The sequence below is a fragment of the Halobacillus trueperi genome (assembly GCF_003386945.1).
In the GTDB taxonomy this organism is placed as follows: Bacteria; Bacillota; Bacilli; order Bacillales; family Halobacillaceae; genus Halobacillus; species Halobacillus aidingensis.
This window is the reverse complement of sequence record NZ_QUAE01000004.1, coordinates 39,139-52,236: the sequence shown is the minus strand read 5'-3', so window position 1 is coordinate 52,236 and position 13,098 is coordinate 39,139. Positions and strand designations below refer to the sequence as shown.

The following is a 13,098-nucleotide window of genomic DNA, read 5'->3' as shown; positions in this document are numbered from 1 at the left end:
TTTTTAGCGGAAGAGGAATCGATATGAAAGAAAAACGACTGGAAATTTTATTATGGAGCATTGCTTTTCCGGGATTCGGCCAGCTGTTGAATGGACATCTCATCAAGGGACTCGCCTTCATCCTTTTAGAAGTGATCCTCAACGTGAACAGCTCTTTCAACATGGCGATTGTCCATAGCTTTCACGGAAATATAGAAAAAGCCATTGAAGTGACGGACTATCAATGGCTGATGTTTTATCCTTGTGTGTACATGTTCGCCGTTTGGGATGCGTACCGTGAGGCGGATGGGGAATGCGCTCCTTATGCCTTTGTTCCTTTTGCCTTTTGTGCTTACTCCGTTACCATAGGTTTGATCTATTCACCTCTATTCAAGGTGGGAGGTGTTTTAATTGGACCCGTCTGGCTGCCCATCCTGTTCTTGCTTCCAGGGATAGTCATTGGATTATTCATAAGATCTTTATTATTACGCTCTTCCATCCGCCCCTCATAAATCTCACGATGAGGGGTTTTTTGCTATGTTTGTTTGATTTTTCCCATATGGTGGAATGACATCAAACAAACAACATTTGAGGAGGAGTTCACGTATGAATAGAGAACAACGCCAAACAAACGGTCAACCAGGACAAGAACAGTCGATTCAGCCAGGGGTGGAAAATGAAATGAACCCCCTGCCCTTGCAGGCGGAAGAGGATTATAAAAGTGGCAATAAATTAGTTGGAAAAGTAGCCTTGATTACAGGTGGTGACAGCGGTATTGGACGATCTGTGGCCATCGGCTACGCGAAGGAAGGCGCCGACGTTGCTATTTCTTATTTAGAGGAGCATGAAGATGCCGAATATACGAAGAAAAAAGTCGAAGAGGAAGGACGCCGTGCCATCTTGATTCCTGGGGACGTCGGTGATGAGGAAATTTGCAAAACAGCGGTCGAACGCACGGTGAACGAGCTTGGTCAATTGGATATTCTCGTCAATAACGCTGCCGAACAACACCCGACGGACGATCTGTTAGACATTACTACAGAACAATTGGAAAGCACATTCCGGACGAACATTTACTCCATGTTCCATTTAACAAAAGCAGCGATTCCCCATTTGAGAAAAGGAAGCTCCATCATTAATACCGCTTCCGTAAACCCATATATCGGGAACCCTCACCTTGTGGATTATACGGCAACAAAAGGAGCGGTTGTTGGATTTACCCGTTCGATGGCCAAGCAATTAGTCGAGAAGGGGATTCGTGTCAACGGCATTGCTCCAGGGCCGATTTGGACACCACTCATTCCGGCTACATTCTCAGAAGACAAAGTGGAGGAATTCGGTACGAACACACCGATGGGTCGTCCCGGTCAGCCTGTGGAACATGTAGGGAGTTATGTTCTACTCGCATCAGACGATTCCACCTACATGACGGGACAGTTCATCCATATCAACGGAGGAATGTTTACATCAAGCTGACCGAAAGGAACGACACAAATGCCAGAAGGACCAGAAATCAGACGGGCAGCAGATTCCGTAGAAAAAGCATTAAAAAACAGACCCATCATGGATATCAGTTTTGCCTTTGACCATTTACAAGGATATGAAGAAATCCTACGCGGCTCAAAAGTCACCAGGGTTGATACAAAAGGAAAAGCGATGCTCATCCGCTTCGATAATGACCAGGTGATTTATTCGCATAACCAATTATACGGAAAATGGTACATTAGAAACGCCTATAACTACCCGAAAACAAACCGTCAATTGCGGCTCGCCCTTCATAATGAAAAGAAATCCGCCCTCCTTTATAGTGCTTCAGATATTGAAGTGCTGAAAAATGGAGAAGAGGACGAGCACCCTTTTCTTTCAAAAGTAGGACCCGATCTATTAAGTGAAGATGTGACGCCAGATGATCTTTTTGCACGTTTTCAGGAAAAAAGATTTCAACGAAGAAAATGGACCTCTCTCCTCCTGGATCAAGCATTCATCGGAGGAATCGGAAATTACTTGCGCAGTGAGATTCTATTCGTTGCTGGGATATCTCCATTTTCAAGACCCATCGATTGCACAGAGGAACAGCTTTACCGTGCAGCAAAAGCGTGCATCGACCTGATGTGGCGTTCCTATGAAAATAAAGGCATCACAAACGATCCAGCCCTTGCAGAAGAGTTGAAAAAGAAAGGCAAAAAGCGCTATGAGTACAGGCACTGGGTCTTCAATCGGGAAGACCGACCGTGCCGGATCGATGGAACAGAAATCATCAAGTTCCGTGCCGCTTCTCGGCGCTGTTACTACTGTCCGACATGCCAAAAAAATCCCGCTCCCTCATAAAAGGAGCGGGATTTTTTTATCTTCCTAACCAACCACCATCAATGGCCAACTGATGTCCGTGTACATAACGGGAGGCATCAGAAGCAAGAAAGACCGCGGCACCGATGAAGTCTTCCGGTTTTCCCCAGTCACCTGCTGGGATTCGATCAAGGATCTGCTTGTTCCTTTCTTCGTCTTGGATAAGCGCCGTATTCATATCAGTCGCGATGTAGCCAGGTACGACACTGTTGACATTGACACCTTCTTTCGCCCATTCATTGGATAAGGCTTTCGTCAACTGGGAAACGCCACCTTTGGAAGCCGCATACGCGGGTACACGAATGCCTCCCTGGTAGGACAACAAGGAAGCGAAGTTGATGATTTTCCCGCTCTTGTTCGGCACCATATAGCGCCCCGCTTGCTGACAGAGGATCCACGTCGTTTTGAGATTGATATTCAGAACATCATCCCAGTCCTCTTCAGAAAAATCAACAGCATCGGAACGCCTCTGAATTCCTGCTGCATTCACTAGAATATCAACACGACCGAACGCTTCCACAACCGATGGAATCGCCTCTTTCACTTGATCTTTATCACTCAAATCACATGGAATGATGTGGCATGTTCGACCATGGCCTTCGATTTCTTTTTTTACGTCTACTTGTGATGTGTTCCGCTGTAACAAGGCAACATCAGCACCAGCCTCGGCAAGACCGATAGCTACAGCACGCCCGATTCCTCTTGTTCCGCCAGTGACGGCTGCTATTTTTCCATCTAAACGAAATAAACTCTCTGTCATTTCAATCCCCTTTCACGCTACGATAGCGTTTACATTCTCTTATATACCTTTCGATAGGCGGTGATGAAATTCCTTTCATCGTTTAAATATTTTTTATGAAATATATTTTCATAATCAAGAAAAGAAAATATGTTCCGTATGGATTCCAGCCTTTGTTAAGGAAAGTTTCCCGAACGAATACATGGGCAACCGCCTTTTATCAGTGAGAGAGCCAGGATTGAACAAGAGCGTTCTCTTAAAATATCGGAGGACTGGGATATGAGAGTGTCCGTAAATCAACACATCCACGGCACCATCTTCGAAAGATTCCAGCGCACGTTTTTCCGTCGTCTTTTTCTCTCCGTGGCCATGGACGATTCCGATCCGGTATCCTTCCCATTCGAGCAGTTGTTTTGCCGGAAATTTGTTTTGGACCTCTTCCCCGTCTACATTTCCATACACCCCGTACACGGGAGCATAGTCTTTCAACGTTTCATAAAGCTCTAACGTTTGCCAATCTCCAGCATGAATAATGGCATCCACGTTCTTCAATTCTTTTAAAAAACGTTCCGGAAGCTGTTTCGCTTTTTTAGGCATATGTGTATCCGAAAGCACAATGATTTCCACTTTTGATCATCTCCTTCAACTTCCTGCAATTCAAATTCAATATCCCCTATCTTCCGGGCAATGTCCTGTTTCTCTAGTTCAAAGTCCTGTAACTAGCAGTTAATGTCCTCGTTCTCCTATTCCCTAAAAAAATTACCTCTCTACCAGAGGCAGAGAGGTAATTGATGTTATTGAATCGGTGTTTTATTTGGTGTTCCCGCTTTTCTCGGGTATTTCTTAGGTGTTTTTCTTCTCTTTTCAATGATGGCGATGTTCCGCTCGCTACCCTCTTCAGGCAATTCAAACGTGTGAACATCAAGCACCTCACCACCGACGGTTTGGATTGCAATCTTCGCGTCTTCCATTTCATCCTTCAAGTTCGGACCTTTCATCGCCATGAACTTTCCTCCTTTGACAGCCAAAGGCAGACATAATTCACTAAGGACGGACATTCGCGCAACGGCGCGCGCCATCACAAGGTCATAACTTTCGCGGAAATTCGCATTTTTCCCGAAGTTTTCGGCACGATCATGATAAAAAGCGACATCATCCAGCTCCAATTCGTGGGCTAAGTGATTCAAAAATGTGATTCGTTTTTTCAAAGAATCGACAATCGTCACTTTCAACTGCGGAAAGACGATTTTCAAAGGTAAGCTCGGGAAACCGGCGCCCGCTCCGACATCACAAATACGGAGCGGTTGATTGAAGTCATAGTAGAAGGCAGCCGTCAATGAATCATAAAAGTGTTTCAAATAGACGCCTTCCTGATCGGTAATTGCCGTGAGATTCATTTTTTCATTCCACTCAACAAGAATGTCAAAATACTTTTCGAACTGGCGCTGCTGGTGATTGTCGAGTTCTATGCCATGTTCCTGTAGTGCTTTAAGAAAGGTGTTGATATTCATAAGCCCATCCTTTCAAATTATTCCCCGGATACGCGGGCGATTTTCCCTTGTTCGATATACACAAGCAGAATGGAAACGTCTGCTGGATTCACTCCTGATACACGGGAGGCCTGTCCGACAGATAGAGGTCGGACTGATTTCAGGCGGTCACGGGCTTCTGTCGCAAGGCCGTGAATCGCATCATAATCAATGTCTTCAGGAATTTTCTTCGTCTCCATCTTCTTCATGCGATCGATTTGCTCCAGAGCTTTTTTAATATAGCCGCTGTATTTCACCTGGATTTCTACCTGTTCTTTAACATCGTCGGGCAGGGGAACATCGCTTGGAGTCAAACGTTCCAAGTGACTGTAATTCATTTCTGGACGCTTCAGTAAGTCAGTCGCACGGATGGCATCTTTCAGCTTCGATCCACCCGCTTCTTCGATGACAGATTGAACCTCATCCGTCTCTTTCAAAATGACTTTGTCGAGCCGTTTTTTCTCTTCTTCAATCAAACGTTTCTTCTCCCGGAAGCGCTCATAACGGTCTTCAGGAATTAAACCGAGTTGATAGCCGATTTCTGTCAGACGGAGATCCGCATTATCGTGACGAAGCATCAAACGGAATTCTGCACGGGACGTAAGCAGACGGTACGGTTCGCCTGTTCCTTTGGTCACAAGATCATCAATCATGACGCCAATGTAACCTTGAGAACGGTCAAGAATCAATGGTTCAAGATCGAGCGCTTTCGCAGCCGCGTTAATCCCTGCCATCAAGCCTTGCCCGGCCGCTTCTTCGTACCCGGACGTTCCGTTAAGCTGTCCAGCTGTAAACAGGCCTTCAATCTGCTTCGTTTCAAGTGTCGGCCACAACTGTGTCGGCACAACAGAATCATATTCAATAGCATAACCGGCACGCATAATTTCCGCTTTTTCAAGACCTGGTACGGTACGCATCATTTCATTCTGCACGTACTCTGGAAGTGAGGTGGAAAGGCCTTGGACATAGACTTCCTCCGTATCTCTTCCTTCCGGTTCAAGGAAAATCTGGTGACGCGGTTTATCATTGAAACGAACGATTTTATCTTCAATGGACGGACAGTAACGCGGTCCTGTACCTTTGATCGCCCCTGAATACATCGCAGATAGCCCTAAGTTATCGTTAATGATTTTGTGGGTGTCTTCGTTCGTGTACGTCAGCCAGCACGGAATTTGGTCGGTGATGAACTCTGTCGTTTCATAAGAAAAGGAGCGTGGCTCTTCTTCTCCTGGCTGAATTTCAGTTTTGGAATAGTCGATGGTGTGACTATTGACACGCATCGGCGTTCCGGTTTTGAAACGAACCATTTCAATGCCCATTTCCTCCAACTGTTCAGAAAGAGAAACAGTGGATCGCTGGTTGTTCGGGCCACTTTCATACGACAAGTCGCCGATGATGACGCGTCCTCGCATGAATGTACCGGTCGTAACGATCACAGTCGGAGCATAGTAGGCCGCTTTCGTTTCTGTGACGACACCTTTGACCTGATTATCTTCCACCAGTACTTTTTCAACCATGGCCTGACGAAGCGTCAGGTTCTCCTGATTTTCAAGCACCCGCTTCATTTCTTTGATATAAAGCGGTTTGTCAGCTTGTGCCCTCAACGCTCGTACCGCCGGCCCTTTTCTTGTATTTAAAAGACGCATCTGGATGTGCGTTTTATCAATAACGCGCCCCATCGCTCCACCTAATGCATCCACTTCACGTACAACAATCCCTTTCGCGGGACCACCAATGGACGGGTTACATGGCATAAAGGCAACGAGGTCGAGGTTCAAGGTCAGCATCAACGTCTTCGCCCCGCGGCGCGCGGCAGCAAGACCTGCTTCTACTCCGGCATGACCAGCACCAATAACAATTACATCATAATGCCCTGCATCATATGTCATTCGGATGACTCTCCTTTTTTTATCATAATGAATATCATTTAAACAGAACGTTTATTTTCCTAAGCAGAATTGCGAGAATAACTGATCGATCAAGCTTTCGTGAACCGTATCCCCGACGATTTCCCCGAGAATCTCCCACGTTCTTGTAACATCGATCTGTACGACATCAAGCGGAACCCCCATTTCCATACCATTTTGGGCATCTTCAAGGGCTTGTTTCGCTTGTTTTAATAACTGAACATGGCGGACATTCGAAACATATGTCATATCACCAGCGTCCAGATCCCCTTCAAAGAACGTATCTCCAATCGCTGTTTCCAATTGGTCGATGCCTTCTTCACGGATCAGGGAGGTCGTAATCACTGGGTGATCCCCAGCCAATTCCTTCATTTGATCAAGGTCCAACCGCTGTTCTAGATCCATTTTATTGACGATTACGATAATATTCATATCCCGGATCGCTTCGAAAAGTTTCTTATCCTCTTCGCTCAGCTCATCCCCATAGTTTAACACAAACAGAATCAGATCAGCTTCTTTCAGTACTTGCCTTGAACGTTCGACCCCGATTTTTTCTACGATGTCTTCCGTTTCCCTAATTCCCGCCGTATCAATAAGACGAAGCGGAACGCCACGGACGTTGACGTATTCTTCGATCACATCACGGGTCGTACCTGGGACCTCTGTCACAATCGCTTTATTTTCATGGACAAGGGCATTCATCAAGGAGGATTTCCCGACATTCGGACGACCGATAATTGCCGTACCCAGTCCCTCTCTCAAAATTTTTCCTTGCTTAGCGGTTTGAAGAATACGGGTGACTTCCTCGTGCACTTCTTTCGTCTTCTCTTCCATCATTTCATGAGACATCTCTTCGACATCATCATATTCTGGATAGTCGATGTTCACTTCGACATGAGCGAGCGTCTCGAGAAGCTTTTGTCTCAATTCCTGAATCAGTTTCGATAGCCGGCCATCCATCTGCTTCAAAGCGACATCCATCGCCCGGTCCGTTTTGGCGCGGATCAAGTCCATGACCGCTTCCGCTTGAGAAAGATCGATACGGCCATTCAAGAAGGCACGCTTCGTGAATTCTCCGGGTTCCGCTAATCTGGCACCGCTCGCCAACACAATCTCTAAGAGGCGATTGACAGAAACAAGCCCTCCGTGGCAGTTGATCTCTACAATATCTTCTCGTGTAAAAGTTTTCGGGGCACGCATGACAGATACCATCACTTCTTCCGCCATTTCGCCCGATTCTGGGTCAATAATCTTTCCGTAATGCATGGTGTGGGAATCGACCTCGTTCAAATCCTTCCCTTTAAAAAGGTTGGCAGCAATCGCCACTGCTTCAGGTCCACTCAAACGGACAATGGCGATCGCCCCTTCTCCCATTGGGGTCGAAATTGCGGTTATTGTATCTGTTTCCACACGCACTCACCTCCTGAAAAATGTTTGATTTATATTTATCCACAACAGGAATATTTTTGTTGTCACTAACATACTACCTTACCACACCGCCACGTGTTTTGAAAAGATATCAACACGTATATTCCCTATTTCCGCACCTTCTAGTTGTCCACATGTGTATAACTCTTCCTATCATTTTCCCCACCATAACAGGGAACAATACGACCAGCAGATATTTATTAAACAATATAGCAGGATTCTTGAATACTTAGTTTCGATATGTTTTGGGCTTCGTTTGCCGTGTTGAGCGTCAGGGGTGTCTGGGAAGCTACTCGCTTTCCTGTGGGGGAGCGCCGAGCTTCCTCGGACTACGTCCTGCGGGATCTCGCCTATCTCCTTCTCCCACGGGAGTCTCGCAGCTTCCCAACCACCCCATTCGATATAGGTGAGAAACGAACCCGCATAGATGAAGCATCTTGCACACCTACCACTTTCTAGTTGAATATAGCTCTAGAGCAAGCTTTAGTACGAACGACTGCAAGTATTAAAGTTGGATTCACGGTGTTCCATTACACTAGAAAGTTACCTATTCCGGGGTGTTTCGAGACACTTATTTGGCCAAGGGACGGAGGGAAAGCGAACTGTTACCAGGAGCCCCCAAACGCACACAAAAGTCTCGAAACTAAGTCTCCAAGAAGGGAGCGTTTGTTGATTTAGAGATCCATAAAAAATGCTTCTGTTCATGGGTGATGAACAGAAGCATAAGTAAAACATTATTGAGGTCGAATGACGACGTGTCTGCGGGGGTCATTTCCGTCAGAATCCGTTTCGACTTTTTTATGGTTTTGCAGCGCACTGTGTATGATTTTTCTTTCATACGACGGCATCGGCTCAAGCTTCACTTCCTGATTGGTCCGTACCGCTTTTTCAGCTAATCGATTGGCGAGATTTTCTAAGGTTTCTTTCCTTCGACCACGATAGCCTTCTGCGTCTAACATGACGGTATAGAAGACATCGGACTCGCGATTCACAACGAGCTGAGCCAAGTATTGAAGTGAATTCAATGTTTGGCCGCGTTTACCAATCAGCATCGCAATCTTGTCACCTTCAAGCTCCATATAAATGTCGCGCTGACGGAGCTCTGTTTTCACCTGGACAGGAGCGCCCATTTGTTCTGCTACTTCATAGATGAATGTTTCGACGTCCTGCACTGGATTTTTCTTGATCGTTACTTTTACAATCGCTGGTTTCGTACCAAAACCGAGAAATCCTTTTTTACCTTCATCAATGATCTCGACATCGACTTGATCTCTTGATGTGTGTAATTGCTCTAGTGCTGTTTGGATCGCCTCATCAACTGTGGTCCCCGTAGCAGTCCATTGCTTCACTAGTTTGCTCCTCCTGTCTCATCTTTCATCATTGGTTTACGAATGAAAATGGTTTGAAGAATCATGACAATGTTACCGACAATCCAGTACAACGCAAGGGCAGATGGGAAGAAGAATGCGAATGTACCGATCATTAACGGCATGATATAAAGCATCATTTGCATTTGCGGGTTCTGTGCAGCCGCTCCTCCAGCCATCATCAATTTTTGCTGCAGGAAAGTTGTTGCTGCAGTCAGAATCGCTAAGAACGGATCCGCTTGTCCAAGCTCTAACCATAAGAAGTTATGAGTTTGAACAGCTTCTGTTCTCATAATTGCATGATAGAAACCAATCAAAATCGGCATTTGAACGATGATTGGCAAACAACCCGCGAGTGGATTGACGCCGTTTTTCTGGAATAGCTGCATCGTTTCTTGTTGTAGCTTCTGTTGTGTCTGAGCATCTTTTGAAGAGTATTTTTCTCTCAATTCTTTCAATTCCGGTTGAATATCCTGCATCGCTTTTGAACTTTTCAATTGTTTGACGTTCAACGGCAAAAGCAAGACACGGATAATGATCGTAACGATAATGATCGCTAACCCGTAACTTCCATTTGTTGCATCAGCGAAAAACAACAATGTTTGTGACAATGGATAAACAATATATTCATTCCAAAATCCTGTACTATCCGAGGTAATCTCTTTGTTGACGTCCATACACCCGGATAGGAACGTAAGCATACCTGTCATCGCGACCAGGATGAGTAATTTATTCCGCAACGTTCCTTCCTCCTTACTGAAATCGCTCTTCTATCTTTTTTTAAATACAAACCGATGAATGACTATACGACAATCATAAGTTTAGCATTAGTTGACACCATAATTCTATATGATTACGTGCGAATTTTTTTATTTAATAGCTTTGACCGTGATAATACATGGGTCAGGCTTTTCTTTATCTCATGAAATTCCATTTGGTTCGTCGGTTTCCGTGCAATGATGACAAGGTCGTAATTCGGGTGGATCTCTTTCTCGAGTTCATGAAAGGCTTGCCTGAGATACCGCTTGATCTGGTTCCGCATGACCGCATGACCAATTTTCTTGCTGACCGATAAACCGATTCGGAAATGGGATTGATCTTCCTTTTTCATATAATAAAGGACCAACTGGCGATTGGCGAACGACTGCCCGCGACGAAAAACCTTTTGAAAGTCTTCATTTTTTTTAATACGATAAGCTTTTTTCATCGAACACCCTCCAAAATCACAAACAAGGTGGCTTGGGCAGACCGTTTTGCCTTCCACTCCCAGTAAGAGATCTTTTACATTATGTAGAAAAACATCTCTTTTTATCCTGCTCTCACCTTTTTAGGCGATCAAAAATCTATAAAAGAATGAACAGAGAATTCTACGCTCATCTTTTCTCTAAAAAACAAAAGAGGGACGAAGATCCGCCCCCTCTTTTGACCATTATACTGAAAAAAAGACCACTGATTGTTTTCAGTGGCCTATGCTGATAGAACTTTTCTTCCTTTACGACGACGGCGTGCAAGAACATGACGACCGTTCTTAGTGCTCATGCGTGCACGGAAGCCGTGTACTTTTTTGCGCTTACGGTTATTTGGTTGAAACGTGCGTTTACTCATTATATATACACCTCCTGAGGAAAATTCCAATAATACATCTAAAAGGCAGTCCCGATTAGTATAATAAATCCCCTTACTTTTTGTCAACTTTTATTTTACGACTAGACCCGTGAAGATCACACCCGTTATATAACAGACCTGTACTATAACAAGTGAAAACAGCTGTCTAAAATAAGCGAACAAAATCTCCCCCTGGCGAACATTCACAGGATCTGTGTATAATTTAAACCTGCGTTTTCTACTGTCCACAACAAATATCGACAAGAAAATCACAAAATATAGTGTTGTGGATGAGTTTTGTCTACAAGGCGTTGAAATTGTGGATAAGTTATCGTGAACCATTGCAACTGCCGTTTTTATCTGGTATTATATTTGTGTTTAACCGTGAATGACTTCTGAAGACCATAAATCTTTTCCACAGATTGTGGATAACATGTGGACAGTTATTAACACGGCTGTTTATGTAGTTATGCACAAGAGTGTGGATATTGAAAATAACTTTCTAGAACTCTAGTAAAATCAACTTCCGGACATCCACATCCGATCAGAGGTTTTTTAACGACATCTATTATACAAACCTTATACGAATGCCTTTCGATCCTTTTGCTACGTTCGAAAAAGAGAACGAAAGGTTTTTTTGTTTTCCACTGAAACAGAGAGGGGTGAAACAATTTGGAGAACATCAATGAATTATGGAACAATACGCTCGAGCAGATTAAAGAAAAAATCAGCAAACCGAGCTTTGAAACATGGCTGAAAGCAACCAAAGCAGATTCTTTGAATGAAAATACGCTGACAATCGTTGCTCCGAATGAATTCGCCAGAGATTGGCTTGAAAATCAATATGAGAGCTTGATTACGGAAACTTTATATGAAGTGACAGGGGCGAAACTTGATACAAAGTTCATAATTCCGGAATCTAAAGACGACTCACTAGAAGATGTGAAACTATCCTCTAAGAAAGTACCGAATGTAAAAAACAATGGAAACGAAGAATCACCACAAAGCATGCTGAACTCCAAATATACATTCGATACCTTTGTTATCGGTTCGGGCAACCGTTTCGCTCATGCTGCTTCTTTAGCTGTGGCAGAAGCACCAGCCAAAGCCTATAACCCATTGTTTATCTATGGTGGCGTCGGTCTTGGTAAAACGCACCTGATGCATGCGATCGGACACTATGTACTCGATCATAATCCGAATGCCAAAGTGGTGTATCTATCATCGGAAAAGTTTACGAACGAATTCATTAATTCCATTAGAGACAACAAGGCCGTCAATTTCCGAAATAAATACCGTAGTGTCGACGTGCTTTTAATAGATGATATACAGTTCCTTGCAGGAAAAGAACAAACACAGGAAGAGTTCTTCCACACGTTCAATACACTTCATGAAGAAAGCAAGCAGATTGTCATTTCCAGTGACCGTCCGCCAAAAGAAATTCCGACACTGGAAGACCGTCTGCGTTCACGATTTGAATGGGGACTGATCACGGACATCACACCGCCTGATTTAGAAACAAGAATCGCGATCCTTCGTAAAAAGGCAAAAGCGGAAGGACTCGATATCCCGAACGAGGTGATGCTTTATATCGCCAATCAAATCGATACAAACATCCGCGAACTTGAAGGTGCGCTGATCCGTGTCGTTGCCTATTCTTCTTTAATTAATAGTGATATCAACGCATCACTTGCGGCAGAAGCTTTGAAAGATATCATTCCTAGCTCAAAACCTAAGGTCATTACAATTGAAGCCATTCAGGAAATGGTCGGCGAAAAATATAATGTGAGACTGGAAGATTTCCCAGCGAAGAAACGGACAAAATCCGTCGCCTTTCCAAGACAGATTGCCATGTATCTATCCAGGGAACTGACAGATTTCTCATTGCCGAAGATTGGGGAAGAGTTTGGAGGACGTGATCATACAACGGTCATTCATGCTCACGAAAAAATTTCAAAAATGGTTGCCGATGATCAACAGCTGCAAAAAGAATTGGATGAAATCAGAGAACAGTTAAAATCTCACTAGTGGATAATGTGAATAGTGATTGCACGTTCGTCAACACCCTATCCACATGTGGATAACCTTATGAAATAAACGTTTAACCTTGTTATCCACATTTCCACAGCCCATACTAGTACTATTACTACATTTTATATAAAAATAATTAATATATGCTCAAGTAGGAGGAGTGTATT

At 44.2% G+C, this 13,098-nt stretch carries 13 protein-coding genes; 4 read left to right on the top strand and 9 right to left on the bottom strand.

Annotated elements, in window-relative coordinates:
- The first annotated feature begins 23 nt into the window (after window positions 1-23).
- The 3 genes from DYE48_RS06800 (at window position 24) to nei (ending at window position 2,307) form a co-directional block, all read left to right on the top strand.
- Window positions 24-491, top strand: a complete 468-nt coding sequence (locus DYE48_RS06800) for a hypothetical protein (RefSeq protein ID WP_115822981.1) — start codon at window positions 24-26, stop codon at window positions 489-491.
- A 94-nt stretch (window positions 492-585) separates the two neighbouring features.
- Window positions 586-1,455 (top strand): SDR family oxidoreductase, encoded by an 870-nt coding sequence (locus tag DYE48_RS06795; RefSeq protein WP_115822980.1) that lies wholly within the window; start codon window positions 586-588, stop codon window positions 1,453-1,455.
- An 18-nt stretch (window positions 1,456-1,473) separates the two neighbouring features.
- On the top strand, window positions 1,474-2,307 hold the full coding sequence (gene nei / locus DYE48_RS06790) for an endonuclease VIII (RefSeq protein WP_115822979.1): 834 nt from the start codon (window positions 1,474-1,476) through the stop codon (window positions 2,305-2,307).
- Between the two features lie 16 nt (window positions 2,308-2,323).
- On the opposite strand, the gene DYE48_RS06785 is transcribed toward nei, so the two are convergent.
- The 9 genes from DYE48_RS06785 to rpmH form a co-directional block, all read right to left on the bottom strand.
- A complete protein-coding gene (locus DYE48_RS06785; RefSeq protein WP_115822978.1) occupies window positions 2,324-3,085 on the bottom strand; it encodes an SDR family oxidoreductase in 762 nt (253 codons plus the stop codon).
- Window positions 3,086-3,199: 114 nt separating this feature from the next.
- Window positions 3,200-3,691 carry a metallophosphoesterase family protein gene (locus tag DYE48_RS06780; protein WP_115822977.1) on the bottom strand — a complete coding sequence of 164 codons (492 nt, stop codon included), beginning with the start codon at window positions 3,689-3,691 and terminating at the stop codon, window positions 3,200-3,202.
- 167 nt (window positions 3,692-3,858) lie between these two features.
- Window positions 3,859-4,575: a 16S rRNA (guanine(527)-N(7))-methyltransferase RsmG gene (gene rsmG / locus DYE48_RS06775; RefSeq protein WP_115822976.1), complete on the bottom strand. Its 717-nt coding sequence runs from the start codon at window positions 4,573-4,575 to the stop codon at window positions 3,859-3,861.
- A gap of 17 nt (window positions 4,576-4,592) precedes the next feature.
- Window positions 4,593-6,482 carry a tRNA uridine-5-carboxymethylaminomethyl(34) synthesis enzyme MnmG gene (gene mnmG / locus DYE48_RS06770; protein WP_089650734.1) on the bottom strand — a complete coding sequence of 630 codons (1,890 nt, stop codon included), beginning with the start codon at window positions 6,480-6,482 and terminating at the stop codon, window positions 4,593-4,595.
- A gap of 51 nt (window positions 6,483-6,533) precedes the next feature.
- Complete coding sequence (gene mnmE / locus DYE48_RS06765) at window positions 6,534-7,910, bottom strand: tRNA uridine-5-carboxymethylaminomethyl(34) synthesis GTPase MnmE (protein ID WP_115822975.1); 1,377 nt, start codon at window positions 7,908-7,910, stop codon at window positions 6,534-6,536.
- A gap of 752 nt (window positions 7,911-8,662) precedes the next feature.
- Window positions 8,663-9,277, bottom strand: a complete 615-nt coding sequence (gene jag / locus DYE48_RS06760) for an RNA-binding cell elongation regulator Jag/EloR (RefSeq protein WP_115822974.1) — start codon at window positions 9,275-9,277, stop codon at window positions 8,663-8,665.
- On the bottom strand, window positions 9,277-10,035 hold the full coding sequence (spoIIIJ, locus tag DYE48_RS06755; RefSeq protein WP_115822973.1) for a YidC family membrane integrase SpoIIIJ: 759 nt from the start codon (window positions 10,033-10,035) through the stop codon (window positions 9,277-9,279). Before spoIIIJ ends, jag begins: the two co-directional genes overlap by 1 nt.
- 113 nt (window positions 10,036-10,148) lie before the next feature.
- On the bottom strand, window positions 10,149-10,502 hold the full coding sequence (rnpA, locus tag DYE48_RS06750) for a ribonuclease P protein component (RefSeq protein WP_115822972.1): 354 nt from the start codon (window positions 10,500-10,502) through the stop codon (window positions 10,149-10,151).
- A gap of 260 nt (window positions 10,503-10,762) precedes the next feature.
- Entirely contained in the window at window positions 10,763-10,900 is a 138-nt protein-coding gene (gene rpmH, locus DYE48_RS06745) for a 50S ribosomal protein L34 (protein WP_089650739.1), read from the bottom strand.
- A 672-nt stretch (window positions 10,901-11,572) separates the two neighbouring features.
- On the opposite strand from rpmH, the gene dnaA reads away from it, so the two are divergent.
- Complete coding sequence (dnaA, locus tag DYE48_RS06740) at window positions 11,573-12,928, top strand: chromosomal replication initiator protein DnaA (RefSeq protein WP_089650740.1); 1,356 nt, start codon at window positions 11,573-11,575, stop codon at window positions 12,926-12,928.
- Window positions 12,929-13,098: the final 170 nt, after the last annotated feature.

Bases quoted from the DNA above. Each gene is read 5' to 3' on its own strand.
- DYE48_RS06795 (WP_115822980.1), top strand. From the start codon at position 586: ATGAATAGAGAACAACGCCAAACAAACGGTCAACCAGGACAAGAACAG.
- rpmH (WP_089650739.1), bottom strand. From the start codon at position 10,900: ATGAGTAAACGCACGTTTCAACCAAATAACCGTAAGCGCAAAAAAGTA.
- mnmG (WP_089650734.1), bottom strand. From the start codon at position 6,482: ATGACATATGATGCAGGGCATTATGATGTAATTGTTATTGGTGCTGGT.
- rsmG (WP_115822976.1), bottom strand. From the start codon at position 4,575: ATGAATATCAACACCTTTCTTAAAGCACTACAGGAACATGGCATAGAA.
- rnpA (WP_115822972.1), bottom strand. From the start codon at position 10,502: ATGAAAAAAGCTTATCGTATTAAAAAAAATGAAGACTTTCAAAAGGTT.
- DYE48_RS06800 (WP_115822981.1), top strand. From the start codon at position 24: ATGAAAGAAAAACGACTGGAAATTTTATTATGGAGCATTGCTTTTCCG.
- DYE48_RS06785 (WP_115822978.1), bottom strand. From the start codon at position 3,085: ATGACAGAGAGTTTATTTCGTTTAGATGGAAAAATAGCAGCCGTCACT.
- nei (WP_115822979.1), top strand. From the start codon at position 1,474: ATGCCAGAAGGACCAGAAATCAGACGGGCAGCAGATTCCGTAGAAAAA.